General features: G+C 34.4%; 27 protein-coding genes. 21 read left to right on the top strand and 6 right to left on the bottom strand.

Going from position 1 to position 25964, the window contains the following annotated elements; genetic code table 11:
- Positions 1 to 81: 81 nt before the first annotated feature.
- Positions 82 to 870 (bottom strand): NAD(+) synthase, encoded by a 789-nt coding sequence (gene nadE / locus VOI25_RS07235; protein WP_323788386.1) that lies wholly within the window; start codon positions 868 to 870, stop codon positions 82 to 84.
- A 104-nt stretch (positions 871 to 974) separates the two neighbouring features.
- Here nadE and gldB point away from each other — a divergent pair, with 104 nt between their 5' ends.
- Complete coding sequence (gldB, locus tag VOI25_RS07230; RefSeq protein ID WP_323788385.1) at positions 975 to 1934, top strand: gliding motility lipoprotein GldB; 960 nt, start codon at positions 975 to 977, stop codon at positions 1932 to 1934.
- Positions 1934 to 2269: a gliding motility protein GldC gene (gldC, locus tag VOI25_RS07225; protein WP_323788384.1), complete on the top strand. Its 336-nt coding sequence runs from the start codon at positions 1934 to 1936 to the stop codon at positions 2267 to 2269. The genes gldB and gldC overlap by 1 nt, the downstream gene beginning before the upstream one ends.
- A 4-nt stretch (positions 2270 to 2273) precedes the next feature.
- Here the strand turns inward: gldC and VOI25_RS07220 are convergent, their stop codons facing one another.
- The 3 genes from VOI25_RS07220 to VOI25_RS07210 all read right to left on the bottom strand — a co-directional run bounded on the left by VOI25_RS07220 (position 2274) and on the right by VOI25_RS07210 (position 5028).
- Positions 2274 to 3125 carry a hypothetical protein gene (locus VOI25_RS07220; RefSeq protein ID WP_323788383.1) on the bottom strand — a complete coding sequence of 284 codons (852 nt, stop codon included), beginning with the start codon at positions 3123 to 3125 and terminating at the stop codon, positions 2274 to 2276.
- 320 nt (positions 3126 to 3445) lie between these two features.
- Positions 3446 to 4177 (bottom strand): hypothetical protein, encoded by a 732-nt coding sequence (locus VOI25_RS07215; protein ID WP_323788382.1) that lies wholly within the window; start codon positions 4175 to 4177, stop codon positions 3446 to 3448.
- A gap of 152 nt (positions 4178 to 4329) precedes the next feature.
- Complete coding sequence (locus tag VOI25_RS07210) at positions 4330 to 5028, bottom strand: hypothetical protein (RefSeq protein WP_323788381.1); 699 nt, start codon at positions 5026 to 5028, stop codon at positions 4330 to 4332.
- A 165-nt stretch (positions 5029 to 5193) separates the two neighbouring features.
- Between VOI25_RS07210 and VOI25_RS07205 the strand changes: the two genes are divergently transcribed.
- The 19 genes from VOI25_RS07205 (at position 5194) to VOI25_RS07115 (ending at position 23502) form a co-directional block, all read left to right on the top strand.
- A complete protein-coding gene (locus VOI25_RS07205) occupies positions 5194 to 5808 on the top strand; it encodes a DUF4230 domain-containing protein (RefSeq protein ID WP_323788380.1) in 615 nt (204 codons plus the stop codon).
- Positions 5809 to 6378: a TetR/AcrR family transcriptional regulator gene (locus VOI25_RS07200; RefSeq protein ID WP_323788379.1), complete on the top strand. Its 570-nt coding sequence runs from the start codon at positions 5809 to 5811 to the stop codon at positions 6376 to 6378.
- Positions 6379 to 6448: 70 nt separating this feature from the next.
- Positions 6449 to 7522 carry a 2Fe-2S iron-sulfur cluster-binding protein gene (locus VOI25_RS07195; RefSeq protein ID WP_323788378.1) on the top strand — a complete coding sequence of 358 codons (1074 nt, stop codon included), beginning with the start codon at positions 6449 to 6451 and terminating at the stop codon, positions 7520 to 7522.
- A 78-nt stretch (positions 7523 to 7600) separates the two neighbouring features.
- Complete coding sequence (gene paaA, locus VOI25_RS07190) at positions 7601 to 8557, top strand: 1,2-phenylacetyl-CoA epoxidase subunit PaaA (RefSeq protein ID WP_323788377.1); 957 nt, start codon at positions 7601 to 7603, stop codon at positions 8555 to 8557.
- Between the two features lie 116 nt (positions 8558 to 8673).
- Positions 8674 to 8961: a 1,2-phenylacetyl-CoA epoxidase subunit PaaB gene (gene paaB, locus VOI25_RS07185; protein ID WP_323788376.1), complete on the top strand. Its 288-nt coding sequence runs from the start codon at positions 8674 to 8676 to the stop codon at positions 8959 to 8961.
- Positions 8962 to 9049: 88 nt separating this feature from the next.
- A complete protein-coding gene (gene paaC, locus VOI25_RS07180; RefSeq protein WP_323788375.1) occupies positions 9050 to 9805 on the top strand; it encodes a 1,2-phenylacetyl-CoA epoxidase subunit PaaC in 756 nt (251 codons plus the stop codon).
- A 95-nt stretch (positions 9806 to 9900) separates the two neighbouring features.
- Entirely contained in the window at positions 9901 to 10401 is a 501-nt protein-coding gene (gene paaD, locus VOI25_RS07175) for a 1,2-phenylacetyl-CoA epoxidase subunit PaaD (protein ID WP_323788374.1), read from the top strand.
- An 18-nt stretch (positions 10402 to 10419) separates the two neighbouring features.
- Positions 10420 to 11205, top strand: a complete 786-nt coding sequence (locus tag VOI25_RS07170) for an enoyl-CoA hydratase-related protein (protein WP_323788373.1) — start codon at positions 10420 to 10422, stop codon at positions 11203 to 11205.
- Position 11206: 1 nt separating this feature from the next.
- Positions 11207 to 12382, top strand: coding sequence for a 3-hydroxyacyl-CoA dehydrogenase NAD-binding domain-containing protein (locus VOI25_RS07165; protein ID WP_323788372.1), 1176 nt, complete (start codon positions 11207 to 11209; stop codon positions 12380 to 12382).
- Complete coding sequence (locus VOI25_RS07160; protein WP_323788371.1) at positions 12383 to 12790, top strand: hotdog fold thioesterase; 408 nt, start codon at positions 12383 to 12385, stop codon at positions 12788 to 12790.
- 10 nt (positions 12791 to 12800) lie between these two features.
- Positions 12801 to 14009: a 3-oxoadipyl-CoA thiolase gene (gene pcaF, locus VOI25_RS07155; protein WP_323788370.1), complete on the top strand. Its 1209-nt coding sequence runs from the start codon at positions 12801 to 12803 to the stop codon at positions 14007 to 14009.
- A 1-nt stretch (position 14010) separates the two neighbouring features.
- Positions 14011 to 14400, top strand: coding sequence for a VOC family protein (locus tag VOI25_RS07150; protein ID WP_323788369.1), 390 nt, complete (start codon positions 14011 to 14013; stop codon positions 14398 to 14400).
- Between the two features lies 1 nt (position 14401).
- Complete coding sequence (paaZ, locus tag VOI25_RS07145; protein ID WP_323788368.1) at positions 14402 to 16900, top strand: phenylacetic acid degradation bifunctional protein PaaZ; 2499 nt, start codon at positions 14402 to 14404, stop codon at positions 16898 to 16900.
- A 1-nt stretch (position 16901) separates the two neighbouring features.
- On the top strand, positions 16902 to 17654 hold the full coding sequence (locus VOI25_RS07140; protein ID WP_323788367.1) for an enoyl-CoA hydratase/isomerase family protein: 753 nt from the start codon (positions 16902 to 16904) through the stop codon (positions 17652 to 17654).
- Between the two features lie 2 nt (positions 17655 to 17656).
- Positions 17657 to 18253, top strand: a complete 597-nt coding sequence (locus VOI25_RS07135) for a transferase hexapeptide repeat family protein (RefSeq protein ID WP_323788366.1) — start codon at positions 17657 to 17659, stop codon at positions 18251 to 18253.
- Positions 18254 to 18415: 162 nt separating this feature from the next.
- Positions 18416 to 19735, top strand: a complete 1320-nt coding sequence (locus tag VOI25_RS07130) for a dihydrolipoamide acetyltransferase family protein (RefSeq protein ID WP_323788365.1) — start codon at positions 18416 to 18418, stop codon at positions 19733 to 19735.
- 117 nt (positions 19736 to 19852) lie between these two features.
- On the top strand, positions 19853 to 21904 hold the full coding sequence (locus VOI25_RS07125; protein WP_323788364.1) for an alpha-ketoacid dehydrogenase subunit alpha/beta: 2052 nt from the start codon (positions 19853 to 19855) through the stop codon (positions 21902 to 21904).
- A 31-nt stretch (positions 21905 to 21935) separates the two neighbouring features.
- Entirely contained in the window at positions 21936 to 23039 is a 1104-nt protein-coding gene (locus VOI25_RS07120; protein WP_323788363.1) for a bestrophin family protein, read from the top strand.
- A gap of 97 nt (positions 23040 to 23136) precedes the next feature.
- On the top strand, positions 23137 to 23502 hold the full coding sequence (locus VOI25_RS07115) for a hypothetical protein (protein ID WP_323788362.1): 366 nt from the start codon (positions 23137 to 23139) through the stop codon (positions 23500 to 23502).
- 45 nt (positions 23503 to 23547) lie between these two features.
- Here the strand turns inward: VOI25_RS07115 and VOI25_RS07110 are convergent, their stop codons facing one another.
- Both VOI25_RS07110 and VOI25_RS07105 read right to left on the bottom strand, forming a co-directional pair.
- A complete protein-coding gene (locus tag VOI25_RS07110) occupies positions 23548 to 25224 on the bottom strand; it encodes a SulP family inorganic anion transporter (RefSeq protein ID WP_323788361.1) in 1677 nt (558 codons plus the stop codon).
- Between the two features lie 120 nt (positions 25225 to 25344).
- Positions 25345 to 25953, bottom strand: a complete 609-nt coding sequence (locus VOI25_RS07105) for a DUF4136 domain-containing protein (RefSeq protein WP_323788360.1) — start codon at positions 25951 to 25953, stop codon at positions 25345 to 25347.
- Between the last annotated feature and the right edge of the window lie 11 nt (positions 25954 to 25964).

Below are 25964 nucleotides of genomic sequence, written 5' to 3'. Positions count from 1 at the left end.
GTTCTAGATAGTGGAGAATACAAGTGTAAAAATAGCAAAAAAATCAATTAGTACGACTTTTTACAACGATTAATTCATTATTTACTTTAAATCGTTAGGAATTTCACAAATTGGTATAGGAATCATTTTATGCTGATTATTGCGATTATAACGCATAAATATTTGAAAGACTTCACGTTGTCTTCCTTCAAAATTAGTAACCGTTTTGCCTTCGTCTTTTTGTTGCATAGCCCATTCTAATTCTGGATATGATGCACCAATTTGATCTTCATCGCTTCTCGCATCTCCAAAAAGTCCATCGCTAGGTGCTGCATTCATTATAGATTCTGGTACATTCAATAGTTTTCCAATGGCATATACTTCAGATTTCATTAAATCAGCAATTGGACTTAAATCAACACCACCATCGCCATATTTAGTATAAAAGCCTACGCCAAAATCTTCAACTTTATTGCCTGTTCCTGCTACCAATAAACCCAAAAGACCAGCATGATAATATAAAGTTGTCATTCGTAATCGCGCTCTTGTATTTGCCAAAGCCATATCTACAGTGCTTTGTTCGCCTTCAAGAGAGACTTCTGTTTTAAATTCTTCAAACACTGGAGTTAAGTCGGTTCTAGTGTCTTTAACATTTGGAAAGCGTTGTTTTAATTGTGTTATATGTTCTTGCGCTCGGCTAACATGACTTGCTGCTTGATGAATAGGCATTTCAATACATAACAAATCTAAACCAGTTTTAGCACAAAGTGTCGAGGTTACTGCCGAATCTATTCCACCAGAAATACCAATTACAAATCCATTAACGTTAGCGTTAGTAGCATAATCTTTAAGCCAGTTTACAATATAATCAACAACTTTTTCTGTTTGCATTTTTATAGAATTTAAATGAAAGAATAGTACCTTTGCAAAACAAAAATAAACCAATAGCGTTAGTTATAAAAATTAATAATGCCTAAGTTTTTTTGAATATATCTATGAAAAATTTTTGTTGTATTCTCTTCTTGTTATTAGTTGCTTACTCTTGTAATAAAGAAGATCAAATTGAAAATGAGATTTCTAAAATTGACGTCAATCTTATGGTTGAACGCTTTGATCATGTAATTTCGCAGTCTAGCCCAGATGATTTAGGGCAACTTAAAAAGACATTTCCATTTTTGTTTTCAAAACATATTCCTGACTCTGTTTTTATTGCACGAATGACTGACACCTTACAAATTGAGTTGTTAGGTGAGGTGAATAAAAAGTTTAGTGATTTCTCAACCATAGAAAATGAAATTACTGGGCTATTTCAACACTTAAAATATTATGACATAACATTTACTGAACCTCGTATTATTACGTTAACTAATAACGTGTCGTATAGAGATAAAGTAATCGTGACAGATACAATTTTAGTAATACCACTTGATAACTATCTAGGACAAGGTCATAGGTATTACACCAACATTCCAAAATATATAACGCAAAATATGGAACCTTCTCAGATTGTTCCTAATCTAACTTCAGATTATGCTAAACGCTATACATTTCAATCTCAAAAGAAAACACTTTTAGATGATATGATCTATTTTGGAAAGCAGTTGTATTTTAAGGATAAAATGATTCCTTTTAAATCTGATGAAGAAAAAATAGGATATACTAAATGGGAATTGGAGTTTGCTAAATCGAATGAAGGTGAGATTTGGAAAAACTTTATTGAGAATGAATATTTATATAGCACAGACAGTAGTTTGCCTGGACGGTTTATTGCCGATGCGCCTTTCTCAAAATTTTATTTACAGCTTGATACTGAGTCACCAGGACGACTTGGTCAATATATAGGCTGGCAGATTGTAAGAGCGTATATGAAAAATAACGACATCCCTTTTTTGGATATGATGAAGAAGGATGCTGTTGAAATTTTTAATAAATCAAATTATAAACCACCAAAATAATGTCGAAAAATTATACTTCAAAAATAGAACTTAGCGTAGAACTTGACGAAAATAGAGTGCCTGAACAATTGCACTGGACTGCGGAAGATGGCGGTATTACAAATGCCGAAGCTAAAGCAATGATGTTGTCGGTTTGGGATAGTAAAGCGCAAGAAACACTTAGGATTGATCTTTGGACAAAAGATATGCCTGTTGATGAAATGAAACTGTTTTTTCACCAAACTTTGGTTGAAATGAGTAAGACCTTTCTTAGAGCAACTCAAGATGAAAAGATGTCTGCAACTATGATGGATTTCTGTGATTACTTTGCTGAAAAGCTTGAACTCAAAAAATAAATAATTAATTCTTGGTTAAATCCTCATTAGCGTAAACTTCAGTAGCAGCTGTTAAGTTATTATTTAACTTTCTGGATGTATAAATCGGGACTACATTGAAAAATTCTGATGTTTCAGATTGATAATATCCAGAATTTCTTAATTGCTTACTCATAAATTTCGATCGGTTATAGATCTCATAAATAAGTAGCTTGTTATTTTTACCTACGCTTGATTTTAATTCTAATTTAACTTTAGAAATTAATTTGTCTACATCGTCTTTATATTCTAACCTCATAGACTTGCTCGAACCAAAACCAGAATTACTTTCAGAAACAACCCAGTAAAAAGCAGCGTTCTTATTATTATCGGGTTTTTTAAGGATTTGTTGACTTGCTAAGACTTTTTTGTTTAATTCTAAATCTTTTTGAGAAGACGATCCAACTTGTGCATCTTTATTTTTTTCTCTCGAAATGGTTTGAGATGCCTGCTTCGATGTTAGGGCGTTTTTGTCTATTATTTCGACGTCCTGATTGGAAGATGCAAGTTTTGCATCCTCGTTTTTCTCCAAATACATTATGATTCTTTTCTGGCCAACTCTTGCTTGAATAACAAAATGACCAATTGGTAATGTATTGAGGTCAATTTGTGCTTTGTTACTATATACATCCATAATTTCTGAAAAGTCATCATTAAAAATATCTATTTTAGTAATCTCTTCAGTTTTACTTTCTAGTAAAAGATTTTTTGCGTCGTCATCAAGGCTCTGAAGTAGTACAGTAGCTCTATAATTTGTATTCTCATGAAAGGTGATTTGCTGCCCATAACTGAGAATGGTGCATAGCAAGATTGCTACAAAGTAGGTGTTTTTGATCATAGTTTTGGGGCAATGATTAATCGAATATAACCAAAAAAATTGACATACGTACGTTTTGACCTACATTTATTTTCAGATGAACTGTGTAGAAGTGTATTTTGAGGATATTTTACACATATATCGCACTAAACAGAGCATGGTTTTTTAAACTCATAAATGGATAAAATTTGCCTAAGAACTGAACATCTAATCGCATTAAAATTAATGAAATTATAGAAGTTAAAAGTTGTAGTTGGTTGCGTTAATGGTCTGTTCTGAGCTTAACTTAACTATGTGATAGAAAGGGGAAATCCATAACTTTAAATGCTAGAATCGAAATCTTATTCGTTTAAAGAATTGTAATACGGTTTTACATTAAAGAGTTTGGATTTTTTTACGGTTTTATAATATTTAGGATTTCTAAACTGCTTGCGCATAAACTTATTCTTATTATAAATAGCATAAATACGCAGAACATTATCACTTCCTACTTTGGATTGTAATTCTAATTTATTTTTTTTAATTAATTCTGGCAATTCGTTTTTGTATGCTAGTTTCATGGATTTTCTAGATCCAAAATTTGAATTGCTTTCATACACAACCCAATAAAATTTAACATCTTTCTTTTTATAGGTTGTTTTAGATTTTCGTTTAGTTTTTGATGTAGTTACATCTATAGCATCTAGTTCAGAAGATGTTATTTTATATACTTTCCTTAATTTAAATTTAGGTTGTTTTGTATCTATTTCATAGTTGTCACTCTTCCTCAGATACATTATAATCCTTTTTTTACCTAATCTAGCTTGTACAATAAAGCTTCCTATGGGCAGCATTTTAAGGTCAATCTTAGTTTTTGTACTATCAATATCTATGCTTTCGAAAAAGTCTTCATTAAATATGTCAACTTGTCCAATGTTTTTTTTGCTTTCTAAAATTAAGCTATCTCCATTTTTAGTTAGGCTTTGTTTTAAGGCTCTTGCTTTATGATTTACATTTTTTTGAAACGTAATTCTTTGACCATAAGTGAATAAAGTGAATAATGTAAATACTAGGATTGCTAAATTTCTAATCATAACAAGTGTAGTTTTAGGTTAAGTTTTTAATTTACTATTCTGAATAAACTTTAGTTTGCAATATTAAATAAATGAATCCTGATAACTTGTTGTTTTATGGAAAATCTGGACTAAAAAGAGATGAAATTTTTATGAATTTAAGAGCTTGGTACTTACTCTTTAGTATTCAATGAATTATAAATGGGTACAACATTAAAAAATTCCGAATTTTCAGTTTTATAATACCCAGGATTCCTTAGCTGGTTTGTCATAAACTTAGATCGATTATATATCTCATATACAAATAATCTATTATTTTTCCCTACATCTGTTTTTAGTTCTAACTTAATTTTAGTTATCAATTTAACTATGTCTCCCTTATTTTCTAATCTCATAGATTTACATGATCCAAAATTAGAATTACTTTCAGATACAACCCAGTAATATGAAGCGTCATTCTTTTCTGTAAGGTTATTAGATTTAAACTTAGCAGCAAACCCCTTGTGGTCTATGTTTTTCTCCTTTAATTCGGAAGATGCAATGGTCGTAGCTTTATTTTTCTCTAAGTACATCACAATTATTTTTTTGTGTAATCTGGCTTGAATAATAAAGTTGCCTGCTGGTAATTTGTTGAGGTCAATCTTTGTTTTAGTGTTATGAACATTGATGCTTTCTGAAAAATCTTTATTAAATATATCAACTTGAAGGATTTGTTCAGTTTTACTTTCTAGTAAAAGACTATCGCGATTCGTATTTAGACTTTGATGCAAATTACTAGCTTTATAATTGATATTCTTTTGAAAGGTTATATGCTGGCCATGCATGAAAAAGTTGGAGATCATTAACAACAATATGGGTAAGCTTTTATTCATTATGTTCGTTTTTAAAGTGCTTAAAAGAATTAATTAATTCTTGTCTGGATATATTAAGACACTAAACTCTAACTTAGGTCACAATCATTAAGTGTTTTATTGGAGATTTTGTATAAATTTAAAGAGCTAACAGTGATAGTTCTTTTTTAATAATTAAATTAGCCTATGAGAAAGATTTTATTTGGAGTCATCATAACCCTCATTATTCTATTTGCATTTAAATATTGTGGAGATCAAAAGGAAGATAAAATTATCCTGAAAGAAAATTCTGCGCTCATCCAAAAACAAATCAAAAATGTTGGAAAGCTAATCGTAACAGAAAGTCATTTTAGTGAAGTCTTCAGTTATCAAAATTCAAAAGCCATTTTTGGTGATTTATTTGAAGCGGAAAAAAAAGCGTTAGTTGTCGTTAATGCAGATGTCACTATTGCTTATGATTTAAGTCTGATAGAATACAATATTGACGAAGCAACAAAAACACTTCAAATTTTAAGTATTCCAAAAGAGGAAATAAAAATTTCCCCAGACTTTGAATATTATGACATACAAGCCGATTTTCTTAATCAGTTTGAAGCAAAAGATTACAATGATATCAAGGACACTGTTAGGCAATCCTTGATGAAAAAAATAGAAGCGTCTGAGTTAAAATCAAATGCGAAAAACAGACTCATAAGTGAATTAGCCAAATTTTATATCCTAACAAATTCTTTAGGTTGGACACTTGAATATAATACGACTTCTATCACAGAAATTGAAACCTTGCAAACTATTAAGTTTTAAATGAAGTCAGAAACACGTAAAGAAGAAATTATAGTTACAGCTTCAAAACTTTTTAAAGAAAAAGGATATAGCGCAGTTACTATGCGTGATTTGGCAACTGCAATGGGAATAAAGGCGGCCAGTCTATACAATCATATCAATTCTAAACAAGACATTCTAAAAGCGATTATCATTTCAATTGCTGAAGAATTTACAAGTGGAATGCAAACCATTATCCAATCTGAAGCATCTAATATTGATAAATTAAAAAAGATTGTTACCCTTCATGTAAATATTACCTCTCGTAATACGAACGGAATGGCATCATTAAACAATGACTGGATGCATCTTGAAGATCAATTAGAATATTACCTCCAGCTTCGTAACGAATATGAAACTAATTTTCTGTACATCATAAAAGAGGGTATCTCGTCTACAGAACTTAAAAATAGCAATCCCGAAATTATTATGTTTTCAATGCTAAGTACTTTGAGGTCATTGTATTTATGGATTCCTAAAAAAGAAGACTTAAATGCAAACGATTTAGCAACGAGTTTAAGTGAGGTTCTTATAGAAGGAATTAACAACTAGTTATGAATAAAATTTTGTATCTTTGTTCTCTAAACTAACAAGTGTTAGTTAAGTGTTTTAAGGATTATTTATGGCAGAATTTCACAACTTAAAAGTTGCAGATATTTATAAGGAAACAGAAGATACCTCAGTAGTAACTTTTGAAATCCCCTCAGAATTACAAAGTGTATTTAAATTTAGACAAGGACAACATTTGACGCTTAAAGCCGATATTGATGGCGAAGATGTACGTCGATCTTATTCTTTGTGTTCTAGTCCATATGAGAACCAATGGAAAGTCGCAGTAAAATTAATTCCAGGTGGTAAATTTTCAACCTTTGTAAATCAAGAATTAAAAACGGGAAGTCAGCTCGAAGTCATGGCTCCAAGCGGAACCTTTGGAGTTCCAGTGCAACCTGAGGCTAAAAAAAATTATTTATTCTTTGCAGCAGGTAGTGGCGTAACTCCTGTCATTTCAATGATTAAAGCGCATCTTAAATCGGAACCTAATTCAACTTGCAAGCTATTTTATGTAAATAAAACAGCAAAATCTATTATCTTTAAAGAAGAATTAGAACAACTGAGAAACACCTATTTTGGAAGATTAGAAATCTATTATTTCTTAACTAAAGAACGTCGAGATATCGAGTTGTTTAATGGTCGTTTTGATGATGAAAAAATGCAAGTCCTCACAAATACATTTATCGATATTCCAGACACGAGTGAAGTATTCCTATGTGGTCCAGAAAAAATGGTAAACTATGTAAGTGATTACCTTATAAATAAAGGATTGCCAAAAGAACTAGTGCATTTTGAGTTGTTTGTAACTGGACTTTCAGAAGAAGATATTAAACGAGCAGAACGCTTGGCGCAACAAAATGTTGAAGGTATTGAAGTAACAATCGTTGATGGTGGAAAAGAGTTTGTCTTCACCATGACCAAAGACTATGATAACATTTTGGATGCAGCTTTAGGAGCTGGAGCAGATTTGCCTTTCGCTTGTAAAGGTGGTGTTTGCAGTACTTGTAAATGTAAAGTTGTTGAAGGTTCTGTAGAAATGAAAATTAATTATGCCTTAGATGAAAAGGAGGTATCACAACAATTGGTGTTAAGTTGTCAAGCAGTGCCCACAGCAGAAAAAGTGGTCGTTGACTTCGACGTATAAAAGATTTGTCATTCCGCACTTGATGCAGAATCTATAATATATTGAAAAAGAAGAATTGAGTCACAAAAAACAGTAGTTATGAGTGAAGAACAAATAAAAAATCTAGAACAGCAGTTTGAAGAACGTATCGCAAGAGACGAAAAAATCGAACCTAAAGACTGGATGCCAGAAAAATATCGTCAAACGCATATCAGGCAAATGTCACAACATGCACATTCAGAAGTGGTGGGAATGTTGCCTGAAGGTAATTGGATTACAAGAGCGCCTACCTTAAGACGAAAAGTTGCGCTATTAGCGAAAGTGCAAGATGAAGCAGGTCATGGATTATACCTTTATAGTGCTTGCGAAACTTTAGGTGTTTCAAGAGACGAATTGTATGATCAACTTCATTCTGGAAAAGCAAAATACTCAAGCATTTTTAATTACCCAACGATTACTTGGGCAGATATGGGAGCTATAGGTTGGTTAGTAGATGGAGCCGCAATTATCAATCAGGTGCCATTGTGTAATACCTCTTACGGACCTTATGCTAGAGCAATGATTCGTGTGTGTAAAGAGGAAAGTTTTCACCAACGTCAAGGTTATGAAATTATGATAAAATTGGCTAACGGATCACCAGAACAAAAAGAAATGGCGCAAGATGCACTTAATCGCTGGTGGTGGCCAAGCTTAATGATGTTGGGTCCAACAGATGATGTATCTGTGCACACAGAACAATCTATGAAATGGAAATTGAAACGTAAGTCAAATGATGATTTGCGTCAGCAGTTTATAGATCAAACCGTTCCTCAAGCCGAATTAATTGGCTTAACTATTCCAGACCCAGATTTAAAATGGAATGAAGAACGTCAAAGCTATGATTTTGGCGAGATCAATTGGGATGAGTTTTGGCAAGTGGTTAAAGGTCACGGACCTTGTAATAAGGAGCGAATGAAGGCAAGAGTTGGTGCATGGGAAGAAGGTGAATGGGTTAGAGATGCAGCAATGGCTTATGCCGAAAAGAAACAAAATAGAAAACAAAAACAAGCAGTTTAAAAATGCTTTGTCATTCCGCTCTTGATGCGGAATCCAAATAAATAATAATAAAACTTGTTCTTCCCATATAAAGGGAAGATATGTCCGAAAGACAGAAGAGTTAAAAACATATAAGTATGTCAAAAAAAAACTGGCCTCTTTGGGAGATCTTCGTAAGAAGTAAAAACGGATTAGAGCACAGGCACTTTGGAAGCCTTCATGCAGCCGATGCAGAAATGGCTTTAGAAAATGCTCGCGATGTCTACACAAGACGTAATGAAGGTGTTAGTATTTGGGTGGTAGAATCTAAACATATTACAGCATCAAATCCTGAACATAATGGCGAATTATTTGAGCCAGCTCAAGATAAAGTTTATCGCCATCCAACATTTTACGATTTACCTGACGAAGTAAAACACATGTAACAAATTCCGGCAAAGGCAGGAATCTCATTAATTGAATCTATATGTCATTCAGAGCAAAGTGAAGAATCTCATTACACAAAGATTAAAAATGAAAAACGAAAACCTATACAATTACATTCTCGGCATTGCAGATAACAGTCTTATTCTAGGGCAACGCATGGGAGAACTGTGTGGTCACGGACCAAGTTTAGAAACAGATATCGCTTGTACTAATATTTCACTCGATTTATTCGGACAAGTTCGTAGCTATTTTCAGTATGCGGCAAAAATTGCAGGTGATAATAGAACAGAAGATGACATAGCAATGCTTCGTAAAGAACGAGAGTATAAAAATGTATTATTGGTCGAGCAACCCAACACCAATTTTGCATACACTATTGGTCGTCAATTTTTATTTGATGTATACCATTTAGCATTTCTTGCTGAGTTACAAAAAAGTGCAGATTTAACGCTTTCAGCAATTGCTAATAAGTGTATTAAAGAGGTAAGTTACCACGAACGTTTTTCTTCAGATTGGGTAAAGCGTTTAGGTGATGGAACTCAAGAGAGTAATAAGAAAATGCAAGAAGCAATTAATGATTTATGGACGTATACAGATGAATTGTTTCATCAAACTGCGGCAGATAAAGCTATGTTAGCTGAAGGTATTGCAGTTGATGTTACGAAACTAAAAGATGAGTATTACAAAAATGTAAGCCATCTTTTAGAAGAAGCAAACCTTCAGGTGCCTGAATCAAAATGGTTTCAAAAAGGAGGAAAAATAGGGATTCATACAGAACATTTAGGATATTTATTAAGCGATTTGCAATATATGCAACGTGCTTATCCAAATATGGAATGGTAACAAATCTTTGATTTGTCATTCTGAACTTGTTTCAGAATCTCATCAAAAAAACAAAAAATATGTCACCTCGAGGGCAAGTCGAGAGGTCTTAAAACATGACAAGAATAGAACAACATATAGACCAAATACTTATTCCAATACTCGAGAAAGTTTCTGATCCAGAAATTCCAGTGTTGTCGATTATGGATATGGGAGTTGTACGTTCTGCTGTTATTGTTAACAATGTAGTTAAGGTCGAAATCACACCAACTTACAGTGGTTGTCCAGCAATGGATGTGATTGGAGACGACATTAAAAAAGCTTTAAAAGATGCAGGTTATGAATCTGAAATAGAATTGATTTTGCATCCAGCTTGGACAACCGATTGGATAACACCAAGAGGTAGAAAAGCCTTAGAGGATTATGGTATAGCTGCACCTTTAGAAGCCGAAGCCGATAAAGATGTATTATTAAATGAGAAGCGATTGGTGAAGTGCACAAATTGTGGTTCTCAGAATACAAGATTAGTAAGTCAGTTTGGTTCAACCGCATGTAAAGCACAATTTCAATGTGAAGACTGCCAGGAGCCATTCGACTATTTTAAATGTCTTAAATAGACAAGAATAAACATAGGTATGAGCAATAATTCAATTCTTTTAAAAATTGAAAACAAAGTAGCGTATATTACGTTCAACAGACCAGAAGTCTTTAATAGTTTCAATCGAGATATGGCACTAAGCCTTCAAACCACTATGGATGATTGTGAAACTAATCCAGATGTTCGAGCAATCGTTCTCACTGGTAAGGGAAAGGCATTTTGTGCTGGTCAAGATTTAAAAGAAGTCACAGATCCAGATTTAAATCCAGGTTTTAAAAAGATTCTCGAAGAACATTACAACCCAATAATTACTAGAATACGGTCCATTAAAAAACCAATTATTGCTGCTGTCAATGGTGTTGCTGCAGGAGCAGGAGCAAATATCGCATTGGCATGTGATATTGTAGTAGCTCATGAGAAAGTGAGTTTTATTCAAGCATTTAGTTTAATTGGTCTGGTTCCTGATAGTGCAGGAACGTTCTTTTTACCGCGATTAATAGGTTTCCAAAAAGCATCAGCTTTGGCTATGTTAGGCGATAAAGTGTCTGCCGAAGAAGCTGAACGATTAGGAATGTTATACAAAGTATTACCCTTAGAAAGTTTCGAAGATGATGTGAATACGCTGGCATTAAAAATGGCAAATATGCCTACTAAAGCTTTAGGGTTTATTAAGGAACTATTCAATCAATCCATGACCAATACGCTAGAAGAGCAACTAGCACTTGAATCTAAATTACAAATTCAAGCTGCACAGAGTGAAGATTATGCTGAAGGAGTTGCTGCATTTATAGGAAAACGTAAACCAGAATTCAAAGGCAAATAATATGAACGTAGGAATAATAGGTTCAGGAACAATGGGAAGTGGCATTGCACAAGTGGCTGCAACTGCTGGTTGTAAAGTCAAATTATACGATACGAATCAAGCTGCTTTAGACAAAGCAAAAACGGTTTTGGAAAAAATATTAAATCGTCTTATTGAAAAAGGACGAATTGATGCTGCCGAAAAAGATAGAATTCAATCTAATATTGACTATGTAGATAATTTAAATGCACTGGCAGACTCTAACTTAACAATAGAGGCAATTATAGAAAACCTTGATATTAAGCAAAAGGTGTTTTCAGAATTAGAAGCCTATGTAGCAGATGATTGTATTATTGCTTCAAATACGTCTAGTTTATCGATAGCTTCAATAGCAGCATCGCTTAAAAAACCTGAACGTTGTGTAGGGATTCATTTTTTCAATCCAGCACCTTTAATGAAATTAGTTGAAGTGATTCCAGCGATTCAAACGTCAAAGGAAGTTTTAGAAGCTTCAGTCAAAACAATTTCCGATTGGAAAAAAGTTGTTGCCGTTGCAAAAGATACACCTGGATTTATTGTCAATAGAGTAGCAAGACCATTTTATGGCGAATCATTGCGAATCTATGAAGAAGGTCTTGCAGATTTTGCAACAATTGATTGGAGTTTGAAAACTATTGGTGGTTTCAGAATGGGACCATTTGAACTCATGGATTTTATTGGTAACGACGTCAATTATACTGTTACAGAAACTGTATTTACTGCCTTTTATTTTGATCCAAGATATAAGCCAGCATTTACTCAAAAGCGCTTTGCAGAAGCAGGCTATTTAGGTCGTAAGTCTGGCAAAGGATATTATGATTACGATGAAAATGGGAAAACTGTACCTCGTCATTCTAAATTGGTTTCAGAATCCCAAAAGAATAAACTTGGAAAACTCATATTTGATCGCGTTTTAGTGATGCTTATAAACGAAGCTGCAGACGCTCTGTTTTTTAACATTGCTTCGGCAGAAGATATAGACAATGCAATGACTAAAGGCGTGAATTATCCTAAAGGTTTGTTGGCTTGGGCTGATGAAATAGGAATCGATTGGTGTGTGTCTAAATTGGATGAATTGTATAACGAATATCATGAAGATCGTTATCGATGCAGTCCTTTATTGCGCAAAATGAACAGAGAGAATAAAACTTTTTTTTAAATGAAAGGAGAACAGATTCCGTATAAAATGCTTAGTCAAGATGCCTACAGTCAATGGTTAGGAATTGAGATTTTAGAATGTGAAATTGGACGCTGTAAAGTAGCGATGACCATAAGAAAAGAAATGCTTAATAGTATGAATAAAGCACATGGTGGTGTTAGTTACTCCTTAGCTGATACAGCTTTTGGATTTGCAGCCAATACTCATGGTAAATATGCCGTGTCGATTGAAACTAGCATCAACCATATTGAAGCCATAGATGAAGGTGATTATTTGGTTGCAGAATCTGTGATTGAAAAAGTAAATAATAAACTCGGTTTCAATATAATTGAAGTGAAGCGTGGTGACGAATTAGTTGCCCTATTTAAAGGAATAGTTTACAGAACTCAAAAAGATTGGGAAGAATAAATTTTAGCATATGAAGGAAGCATATATTATTGATGGAGTAAGAACTCCAATAGGAAATTATAAAGGAACTTTATCAACTGTGCGAACAGACGATTTAGGAGCATTAGTAATTGCAGAAGTTGTAAATCGAAATCCGAACATTCCAAAAGAAGCTTATGATGATGTAATTATGGGCTGTGCTAATCAAGCTGGTGAAGACAACCGCAATGTTGCAAGAATGTCATCCTTATTGGCAGGATTACCGTTTTCAGTACCTGGAGAAACAGTCAACAGATTATGTAGTTCTGGATTATCAGCAATTATTCATGCCAATCGAGCTATTAAAGCTGGCGATGGAGATGTATTTATTGCAGGAGGTGTTGAGAATATGACTCGTGGACCGTACGTCATCGCTAAACCATCTACGGGATTTGGTGGTGATTCAAAAATGTACGACTCTACTTTTGGTTGGCGTTTTATCAATCCAAAAATGCAAGAAATGTATGGAATAGATGGTATGGGAAATACAGCTGAAAATTTAGTATCTAAGTATGCCATTTCAAGATTAGATCAAGATAAGTTCGCGTATTGGAGCCAAATGAAAGCTACGAAAGCACAAGAAAATGGACGATTAGCAAAAGAAATTATCACTGTTGAAATTCCGCAGCGTAAAAAAGATCCAATAAGGTTTTCAAAAGATGAGTTTGTAAAACCTATAACATCTTTAGAGGTTTTAGGAAAATTAAGACCAGCTTTTAAGAAAGAAGGCGGAAGTGTGACTGCAGGAAATTCTTCAGGATTAAATGATGGAGCAGCAGCTACGATAATTGCTTCACAAGAAGCCGTTGAAAAATATAACTTAAAACCATTAGCAAGAATAGTAAGTTCTGCAGTGGTTGGTGTAGAGCCAAGAATTATGGGAATTGGACCAGTTCAGGCATCCAATAAAGCTTTGGAAAAGGCTGGATTAACAATGGATGAAATGGATGTTATAGAATTGAACGAGGCATTTGCTGCACAAGCTTTAGCATGTACTAGAGCTTGGGGATTGGCAGATGACGATCCAAGATTAAACCCGAATGGAGGATCAATTGCAATTGGTCATCCGTTAGGAGTAACTGGAGCACGAATAGCCTATTCAGCAGCTTTAGAATTACATGAACAACAAAAAAGATATGCGTTAATTACCATGTGTATTGGTGTGGGACAAGGTTATGCAGCAATTATAGAGCGAGTTTAAAATGCAAATAAGTAGAACAGGACATATTTTATACGTTAATAATTACGAAGAATGCATTGAGTTTTATGGTCAATCCCTGAAGCTGCCAGTCTTATTTAAGAATGAAGATTTGACGTGTTTTGATTTTTATGGAACCTACCTTATGGTGGAAAAAGAAGATAGACAGGACTATCTAAATGATCATTCAGAAATCAGAACCTATAGCTGTATTAGATTAAATGTTGACGATGTAAAACAGCATTCAGATAAATTAAAAAGCCAAAATATTGCTGTGGATTATCAAGAGCATAAATGGGGAATAGTGGCAAAATTTAAAGATCCAGATGGTAATTTAATTGCATTTAAGGATGAAGAAAGTTTTGCTAAACAAATAGAAGATTACAAGAGTTAAAATGGAAAAAATACAACATTACGTTCAAGGTAATTGGACAACTGGTAAAGAAGAAGGAACACCAATTCTAGATGCTATTACTGGTGAAGCATTCACTAGCGTTGCAATTGAAGGATTAGATATTCCTGAAATTCTCAATTACGGAAGAACTAAAGGAGGAGAGCAACTTCGTAAAATGACTTTTCAGGAACGAGGCAATATGCTCAAAAAATTAGCCATGTATCTTACAAAAAAGAAAGAGGCGTTTTACGAGTTAAGTTATAGAACTGGAGCTACGAAAGTTGATAGTTGGATTGATATTGAAGGTGGCTTCGGAAACTTATTTGCTAATGCATCATTGAGAAAACTATTTCCTAATCAACCGTATCATGTTGAAGGCGATGCTATCGATTTATCTCGTGGTGGACGTTTTATGGCACATCATATAATGGTCCCTAAAAAAGGGGTTGCAGTACATATTAATGCTTTTAATTTTCCAGTTTGGGGAATGTTAGAAAAATGTGCAGTTAATTGGATGGCAGGAGTTCCTGCAGTTGTTTTACCAGCACCTTCTTCATCGTTTTTAGCAGAAGCTGTTGCCAGAACGATAATCGATTCTCGTATATTACCAGAAGGTGCACTTCAAATCATAAATGGAACTGTAAAAACAATACTTGATACAGTAGAATCTCAAGATGTCGTTACGTTTACAGGTTCGGCCGCAACAGGGCGATTATTAAAGGCACATCCTAGATTAATACAAGAATCTGTGCCATTTACAATGGAAGCCGATTCACTAAACGCGTCAATCTTAGGTGAAGATGCCGTTCCAGGAACACCAGAATTTGATTTATTCATTAAAGAAGTCCGCAAAGAAATGACCGTTAAAGCTGGACAAAAATGTACGGCAATCAGACGTATTATTGTTCCCGAAAATCTAGTTGAAGATGTTCAGGTGTCTTTGGGGAAAGCCTTAGATAAAGTTACTATAGGTGATCCAAGATTAAAAGAAGTCAGAATGGGATCACTCGTGAGCCATCAACAAGTTCAAGCGGTTAGAGATTCAGTTAAGGATATTGCAAAAGAAGCACAAATGGTTTATGGTAACCTAGATAAAATTGAAACCATTGGAGCTGATGCTAAAAAGGGAGCGTTTATAAGCCCAATTTTATTTAGAGCTGATAACCCGTTACAAAATACAGTGATTCATGAACGCGAAGCTTTCGGACCAGTAAGCACAATAATGCCTTATAAAAATTTAGATGAAGCCATTCTTTTAGCTCAAATGGGAAAAGGATCTTTAGTGTCTTCAATTGCCACTAATGACGACAAAATTGCCAAAGATTATGTTGTAAATGCAGCCAGTCACCACGGAAGAATATTAGTCTTAAATAGAGAAAGTGCTAAAGAAAGTACAGGTCATGGTTCACCCTTACCTTACTTGGTTCATGGTGGTCCAGGTCGTGCTGGAGGAGGAGAAGAAATGGGAGGAATGCGAGGAATTAAGCACTATTTGCAACGAACTGCTATTCAAGGTTCTCCAACAACAATTACAGAAATTACTGGTATTTACCAGCAGAATTCAAAATACAAGGTAGCAGATCAGCATCCATTTAAATACCATTGGGAAGATATTCAACCAGGAATGTCACTCAAAACACATAAACGCACGTTCACAGATACTGATATTATAAATTTTGCAAATTTAACTTGGGATCATTTTTATGCGCATACAGATATCACATCTTTAGATGGAAGCATTTTTGAAAAGCGAACTGCTCATGGTTATTTCATAATTTCAGCTGCTGCTGGATTATTTGTGTACCCAAACAAAGGTCCTGTAGCAGCAAACTACGGATTAGAAGATTGTCGATTCTTACGTCCATTATACCACAATGATACGGTTTATGTAAGATTGACTTGCAAACAAAAAGTAGATCGTGATGTCGCTTCGGCAGAGCATCCAAGCGGTATCGTAAAATGGTATGTTGAGGTATTTGATGCTGAAGATGAATTGGTGGCAATTGCAACTATTCTAACAATGGTACAGAAAAAGCAAGAGACCTTTATCGAAATGACCGAAGACAAAATCATAGAATGTTTATCTAAACTTACCGAAGATGCTAAACCAAAATGGGGAATTATGACACCTCAACACATGATTGAGCATTTAGAATACACCTATAAAATTGCTTCAGGAGAAATTCAAGATTTTGATGTTGCAACACCTGAGAAAATTTTAGAGAAGGTTCATAATAGCCTTTATAATTATGACAAGTTTCCTAAGAATACAAACTTTCCGTTGCTTGAAAAAGACACACTGGATACATTAAGATATCCTGATTTAGAAACTGCGATTGAAAAATTTAAAGCACAAAGAGAAAAATATTTAGAGTATTATAAAGAGCATCCAGAGTCTAAATTAAAGAATCTAGTTTTCGGTGAATTGAATAGATATGAATCATATTTATTAGAGAGAAAACACCTTAATCACCATTTTGAACAATTTGGATTAATATAACATGACACAGCCATACGTAAAAATAGAAATCGAAAACGAAGTAGGATATATTGAGTTTTTTCATCCGGCACACAACTCTTTACCAGGAGATGTTTTAGCTAAACTAGCACAAACTATTACTGATGCAGGCGAAAATGATGATGTCAAAGTCATTGTTTTAAAAAGTGGAGGAGATAGAACATTTTGTGCAGGAGCAAGTTTCAAAGAACTAATAAATATTAATGATGCAGCTACTGGAAAAGTATTCTTTTCAGGATTTGCAAACGTCATTAATGCCATGCGCAAATGTCCAAAGTTTATTATCGGACGAATTCAAGGAAAAACAGTTGGAGGAGGAGTAGGACTTGCAGCATCAACCGATTATTGCATGGGTACAAAGTTTGCGGCAATAAAATTAAGTGAATTGAATATTGGTATAGGACCATTTGTTGTTGGTCCAGCGATTGAACGTAAAATGGGATTGAGTGCCATGTCTCAAATCGCTATTGATGCGAATTCGTTTTATCCTGCAGAATGGGCTAAACAGAAAGGTTTGTTTACCCATGTCTATGAAAGTACAGAGGAACTTGACAATGCGGTAAAAGTAACAGCTGAACATTTGTGTACTTACAATACAGAAGCCATGATGGAGATGAAAAAAGTGTTCTGGAAAGGAACAGATGATTGGGATGAGTTATTAGCAGAACGCGCACAAACTAGTGGGAGATTAGTGCTGTCTGATTTTACAAAAGAAAAATTAAAAGGATTTAAATAGAAATGATATACAGTTTTAATGGCTACATACCAGTCGTTCATGAAAGTAGTTTTGTGCACCCTTTGGCAGCCGTAACAGGTAATGTTATTATTGGCAAGAACTGTTATGTTGGACCTGGAGCTGCAATTCGAGGTGATTGGGGACAAATTATATTGGAAGATGGTGTGAATGTTCAAGAAAATTGTACAGTCCATATGTTTCCTGGAAAATCAATTACACTAAAAGAAAGTGCTCATGTTGGGCATGGAGCCATTATTCATGGAGCAAATTTAGGCAGAAATTGCCTTATAGGAATGAATTCTGTAATCATGGATGATGCTGAAATTGGTGATGAATCTATAATAGGAGCAATGGCATTTGTGAAGGCTGAAACCTTAGTTCCAAGACGAAGTTTAGTCATTGGAAATCCTGCAAAAGTGATTAAAGACGTTACAGATGATATGATTGCCTGGAAAACAAAGGGAACTCAGTTATATCAGCAATTACCAGCAGATTGTCACGACAGTTTAAAAGAAGTTGAACCTTTAAGAGAGGTTCCAAAACATATGAAAATTCAAGAAGATGTGTATAAAACACTTCGCGATTTTATGAAAAAATAGTTGGGCGTTACCACAAGGGTCGCGCTTTCACTACTCGCTCTTTTCAAGGAGCTCAAACATACCGCTCAATCGCTAACGCAAAGTAGTAGATATTGAGAACGATAATTAATATATTTTGTCATTCCGTACATGATACGGAATCCATTAAGATAAGAAAAGACAATGTCTAAAGTAGAATTTAAAATGCCCAGATTGGGAGAAAGTATTACTGAAGCAGCCATTATTACATGGTTCAAAAATGTTGGTGATACTATAGAAGAAGATGAAATGCTTTTAGAAGTCGCTACAGATAAAGTAGATTCTGAAGTGCCTTCAAATGTTTCAGGAGTTATCGAAGAAATCTTATATGAGTCTAATGCTGTTATTAAAATCGGTGAGACTATTGCTATAATCAAAACAAATGGCAAAGTTTCAGTTTCAAAAAAGAAAACAGATGTCACGTCGAGCGCAGTTGAGACCTCTCAAAAGAAAGCCGAAAAGCTAAAAAAGAAACGAGTTGTCATTCCGAACGAAGCACAGGAATCTCAATCAAAATCGTTTTCAGTTTCCAACAGTAATACGTTCTTTTCACCCTTAATAATCAAAATTGCAAAAGAACATCATATCAGTTTTGAAGAATTAGCAAGAATTCCAGCAACAGGTCATGACGCAAGATTACGTAAAAGTGATGTGTTTCAGTATATAGAAGATGGTCGACCATATAAGTTTGCGCAACCAGTTGCTCAACAAGACCCAACAGCGTATCGTATTCCACAATTGAACTTTGATAAAGGAAAAGGTAAGGTAATAGAAATGGACAGAATGCGTCAAATGATTGCAGATCATATGGTGTATTCAAAACATACATCACCTCATGTTACAGCTTATGTAGAAGCCGATTTGACCAATATGGTAAATTGGAGAAATGCTAATAAAGTTGCTTTTCAAGAAAAGCATGGCGAACGGCTAACGTTTACACCTTTATTTGTTGAAGCTGTTGCAAAAGCAGTTAAAGATTTTCCAAATATTAATGCATCAGTAGATGGCAAAAACATCATTGTAAAAGAGGATATTAATATTGGTATGGCAACTGCCTTGCCTAGTGGGAATTTAATTGTTCCTGTTGTTAGAAACGCAGATACCAAAGATTTGAAGAGTCTAGCAGCAACGGTCAATGAACTTGCCAACAGAGCTAGAGAGAACAATTTAAAAGCAGATGATATTCAAGGAAGTACATTCACCATATCTAATGTTGGAACCTTCGGAAGCGTCATGGGAACACCTATTATTAATCAGCCAGAAGTCGCTATTCTTGCTTTAGGAATCATAAAAAAACGACCTGAAGTAATTTCTACAGAAAAAGGTGATGAAATAGCAATAAGAAGTATGATGTATTTGTCATTGTCATTTGATCACAGAGTAGTTGATGGTTTTTTAGGCGGAAGTTTTGTGCGTCGCGTTGCTGATTATTTCGAGCAGTTTGATATGAATAGAAAAATATAATCGAATTGTCATTCCGAGGAGGGAAACGACGTGGCAATCTCACTTGAGATTCTTCGCTTTGCTCAGAATGACAATCAAGTTAAATAAAATAGATACCTGCTTTCGCAGGCATTTGATATGAATAAAGAGATACTTAAAAAAGGATTTTCAAATTTGTGTACTGCTAAAGCAATGGCGGAATTATATGAAGCTAATTTCAAACTAGTTTCAAAATATGTGCACGCAACGTCAAGAGGTCACGAAGCGATTCAAACGGCATTAGGAATGCAATTATTACCTCAAGATTATACGTTTCCATATTATAGAGATGATGCCATGTTATTGTCATTTGGACTTCAACCTTATGATTTAATGTTGCAATTATTAGCTAAAAAAGAGGATCCTTTTTCTGGAGGAAGAACATATTATTGCCATCCTAGTTTAAAGGATGATGATAAACCTAAAATTCCGCATCAATCCTCTGCAACTGGTATGCAAGCTATTCCTGCAACAGGCGTTGCTATGGGAATGCAGTATAAAGAACTTCAAGATCTAGATGATAAAAAACTAAAAGATTCACCTTTGGTGGTATGTAGTTTAGGCGATGCTTCAGTGACAGAAGGTGAAATAGCAGAAGCCTTTCAAATGGCTGCTCTTAAGCAAATGCCAATTTTGTATTTAGTACAAGATAATGGTTGGGATATTTCGGCTAATGCAGCAGAAACTAGAGCACAAAATGCCTTTGAGTATGCACAAGGGTTTCACGGTTTAGAAGCGATTTCTATTGATGGTGCGAATTTTATAGAAAGCTATGAAGCAATTGAAAAAGTAATCGCAACGATTCGAAAAGAACGACGTCCGTTTTTAGTACATGCTAAAGTTCCTTTATTAAATCATCATACTTCTGGTGTTAGAATGGAGTGGTATCGTGATGATTTGGATGAAGCTAGATCTCGTGATCCTTATCCAGTATTAAAACAACAATTATTAGATAATGGTTTTACTTCTGAAGAAATTGACGCTATTGAAAATTCTGCAAAAGCAAAAGTTGAACGTGATTTTAAAAAAGCTCTAAAAGCTGAAGACCCAAAGCCTGAAGATTTATTCACACATGATTTTGTGCCTACATCAATTACAGAAGAAAAAGGAATTCGTTCTCCTGAAGGAGCTGATAAAGTGGTCATGGTCGATTGCGCATTATTTGCAGTTGAAGAACTTATGAGAAAACACAAAGAGTGTTTGCTTTATGGACAAGATGTAGGTGGACGACTAGGTGGTGTGTTTAGAGAAGCTGCTACACTAGCTCAAAAATTTGGTGATGACAGAGTGTTTAATACACCAATACAAGAAGCCTTTATTGTAGGTTCTACTGTTGGCATGAGTGCTGTCGGGTTGAAACCGATTGTTGAGGTTCAGTTTGCTGATTACATTTGGCCTGGATTAAATCAATTATTTACAGAGGTTAGTAGAAGTTGTTACTTGTCTAACGGAAAATGGCCAGTTAGTATGATTCTAAGAGTGCCAATTGGAGCTTATGGCAGTGGTGGACCATATCATTCCTCTTCTGTAGAAAGTATAATTACCAATATACGTGGAATTAAAATCGCTTATCCTAGTAATGGAGCCGATTTAAAAGGCTTGATGAAAGCAGCATATTATGATCCAAATCCAGTAGTGATTTTAGAACATAAAGGTTTGTATTGGTCCAAAGTACCAGGAACTTTAACAGCAACATCTGTTGAGCCTTCTGAAGATTATGTGTTGCCATTCGGAAAAGCATGGGTTTTACAAGAAATCTGGAAACAGGAAGATGTTGAAACGTTGACTATTGTGACTTATGGAATGGGTGTACATTGGGCATATAATGCGTCTGGAGAATTAGATATGAGAGATCAAATTGAAATCATAGACTTAAGAACTTTGTATCCATTAGATGAAGAGACAATAATGGCATCAGTTAAGAAAACTGGAAAATGTTTGGTGATCACTGAAGAACCTTCTGATAATAGTTTTGCAAGAGCACTAGCAGGAAAAATTCAAGAAGAGTGCTTTAAGTATTTAGATGCTCCTGTAATGACTATTGGTAGTGAAAACATGCCAGCAATCCCATTAAATTCGACCTTAGAACAAACTATGATCCCTTCTACTAAAAAAGTAAAGTCTAAAATAGAAAGCTTGCTTAATTACTAGTCTTTTGTATCTTACATGATATATCTTATTTATGTACACTAGACGAATATTTCCAATAACAGGCGTCATTAAATGGACGCGTAGACATATTTTATTGTTTTTAATTTTAGCAACTATTCCAGTTCTCTTGTTCGATATTGCTGGATTAAAATGGTTACATGTGCCTTGGCTGCCTTTAGGAGTTTTAGGTACAGCTGTGGCATTTATTGTGAGTTTTAAAAACAATGCATCCTATGATCGTTTATGGGAAGCTCGAAAAATTTGGGGAGGAATTGTTAATGCTTCACGTACTTGGACTATTATGGTTAAAGATTTCATTAATAATGACCATAGTAAAGAAAAACTTTCAGATAAGGAATTATTCAATGTTCATAGAGAACTAGTCCATCGGCATGTAGCATGGCTAACTGCTTTACGTTACCAATTACGAGCAGACAAGCCTTGGGAACAACATATTAAAGATCAAAAGTCTAATAAGGAATTTAGAGAATCGAACTATTTAGTGTGTGAGGATACTATTCCAATTGAAGACGCCATAAAAGGGTATATTTCAGAAGAGGAATATAAAACAGTTTTTGCCAAAGGGAATAAACCGTCTCAGTTGTTAGGCATACAATCTAGAAGACTTAAAGAATTAATGCAACAAGGGATAATTGAAGATTTTAGGCATATGGAATTGGCTAATATGTTGAAAGAATTTTACACCCTTCAAGGGAAAAGTGAACGTATTAAAAACTTTCCTTATCCTAGGCAATTTGCAACTTTAAACTATATGTTTGTTTGGGTATTTATAATTCTTTTACCTTTTGGAATTATGCAAGAATTTGAATCTATTGGTGAGCATATAATAGGTGATTTGGAAAACCATGTATCTCATACGTCTACCTTGCATCACATTCAAGAATTTATTGCCCATCATTTTGTTTGGTTTTCAATTCCGTTTAGTGCATTATTAGCTTGGGTGTTTCATACTATGGAAGCTATTGGTGAGAGCACTGAAAATCCTTTCGAAGGTGGACCCAATGACATTCCAATTACAGATATGAGTAGAGGTATAGAAATTGATATAAGACAACTAATTGAAGATACAGAAATACCAAAACCTTATGAATGGAAGAATGATATTGTCATGTAATAGATATTACAATTGAATATCATTTGCTTTTTAAAATTTTTGATGCCTAAGTACTTCAAATTTTGTATATTGAACCATTAATTTATCCAATTTTATTATGAAAAAAAATATTTTACTTATTGCTGCAGCTTTATTTTTGTTTTTAGGTAACCAATCGATAACTGCTCAGGCTAAAATGGAAAAAGAGACACAGTCTGTTAGTGCTGAGGAAACTGAAGTTAGTGCAAAAGAGAAGACTACAAGTTTAATTCGTTCTTTAGGTTTAAATAAGAAACAACAAGAACAAGTATATAATCTTTTTGTTAAGTCTGAAGAAAAAATGTCTAGAGCAAGTCTTGAGGGTGAAACAAAAGAGAAAAAAATGAAGGAAGCTAAAATGAATGAATACATTATGGCTCAAATGAAAGAGATTCTAACTGAAGGTCAGTTTAAAAATTATTTAGAATTAGTTAAGAATCAATAATTAAATTATAATATAAAAAAAGCGACCAAATTTTGGTCGCTTTTTTTATATAGTATATTCAGATAATGGTTTTGTGAATTTTTCAGGATCTGCCGCTAAATGATATCTTGGATCGTCAATATCTTCAACGATTACTTCTTTAAACTTTGGACTTCCCTTATACAGTAATACTTTACAGTCTTCACTCAGGTGTCTAAGCTTGATTGATTTTCCTTCGGCTTCGTATTTGTTGACTAAATTAAAGATAGCTTCTAAGGCAGAATGGTCGCTAACTCTAGATTCGATAAAATCAATCTCAATATTTTGAGGATCGTTCTTTACATCGAATTTAGAATTAAAATTTTGGATAGATCCAAAGAAAAGTGGTCCCCAAATTTCGTACGTTTTTGTGCCATCAGGTTGTAAACGTTTGCGAGCTCTAATCATAGTTGCATTTTTCCATGCAAAAACAAGCGCTGAAATTATGACACCAGCAATTACGGCTACTGCAAGGTCTTTCCACACAGTAATAGCAGAAACTGCAATTAAAACAATGGCATCCGACAAGGGAATTTTTCTAATAATTCTGAAACTACTCCAAGCAAAAGTACCAATGACAACCATAAACATAACGCCAACAAGTGCTGCAATTGGAATTTGCTCAATTAATGGAGCACCGAATAAAACAAAACATAATAAAGCTACCGCTGCTACTGCACCTGATAGTCTACCACGACCACCTGAATCAACATTTATAATTGATTGTCCAATCATGGCACAGCCACCCATTCCTCCAAAAAGTCCGTTAAGCATATTTGCGCCACCTTGAGCAATACATTCTCTGTTGCCATTACCTCTAGTTTCTGTCATTTCATCAATAAGGTTAAGCGTCATTAATGATTCTATCAAGCCAACAGCGGCTAAAATAAAAGCGGTAGAAAGAATTAAATCCCAGTGCCCAACTAATGTTCCGAACAAACTAAAGATTTGATCTTGGAATGTTGGTAAGCCTCCTTCTAGTCCTTTTCCGCCTCCATCTTGAATAAAAGAACCGACAGTACTCATTTCAATTCCGCCAAATATTGTAATACATGCAACAACTATTATAGCAATTAACGCAGCAGGAATCTTTTTAGTGAGCTTAGGTAAACCGTACATTATTCCCATAGTTAATCCTATGAAGCCCATCATTTTCCAAAAGGTTGTATTAGTGAATAATGCTGAAAACCATTCAGTTGTATTAGATAATATTGATATATCTTTAGGAACAGCATTTGGGAAGAGGCCTAATTGTGATAGAAAAATTACAATAGCTAGACCATTAACGAATCCCATCATTACTGGATGTGGAATGAGTCTAACAAACTTCCCTAATTTAAAAACACCAGCTAAAATTTGAATTCCACCAACAAAAAGCAAGGTGATAAATAGCCATTGAAGTCCAAGATTTTCTATTGGAGTTTCTAGATGAGTTCCTACCTCATTACCCTTCTGAATTAAATGAACCATGACTACAGCCATTGCTCCAGTTGCACCAGAAATCATTCCAGGTCGACCACCAAATAGAGCAGTTACAATACCCATCATAAATGCACCATAAAGGCCTACTAAAGGATCAATTCCTGCTACAAATGCAAATGCTACAGCTTCAGGTACAAGTGCTAAAGCAACCGTAAGACCTGATAAAATATCATTTTTTGGGTTTTGTGTAAAGTTTTTTCTAGTGGTTTGACCTAATATCATAATTCTTGCTCTTAAAAGTCGGCAAATATAGGCTTTTATAAGTGAAGCTTAAAACTCAAGCCATAAAACAAAAAAGCATCAATATAATATTGATGCTTGATAAACTATAATTTGTGCAGTTTATTGTTTGTCGCCTGGAGGATATTTTTCCATTATTTTCATAACAAATTCTTTTATTTGCTCTTCTTTTTTCTCCATTTTTTGAGAAATGTAACCAGTTCCCATACCTTGCCAAATCAATTCTTTTTTCTCCATGTCAATAAGGTCTATAAATAAAGTGCCTTCAGATTTTGTAGAAACGATAGGTCTGTTATTAAAACCCCATCCCCAACCAGGACCATAACCTCCCCAACCAGGACCGAAAGCTCCCCATCCCCAAGAATTATTGTAAACATCAACACGCTGCTGTGACTTTGTAAAAATACTTACAAGCATATCTGGATTTTCAGATTTAGTAAATCCTTTAGCTAATAATTCTGCTTCAATGGCACGTAAAATCCTACGTTTATCTAAATCACTTATTTCAGCTTTATCTATTCCAGTTTTGAAGAACGCAAACGTTTTATAAGATTTGAAATCAACTTCTTTGTCATAATCTGCGGCTACCCTAACAGAACTACAGGATGAAATAATTAAAGTAATTAGAAATAAGGATAAACCGTTTAATAATTTTTTTATCACACCACCTTTAAATAAAAAGTGTTTGTGAATCTCATTTAAATTTTTCATATCATTTTTAT

It is taken from the genome of Psychroserpens sp., from assembly GCF_034670085.1.
Lineage (GTDB): Bacteria > Bacteroidota > Bacteroidia > Flavobacteriales > Flavobacteriaceae > Psychroserpens.
This window is presented reverse-complemented; position numbering and strand designations above follow the sequence as displayed.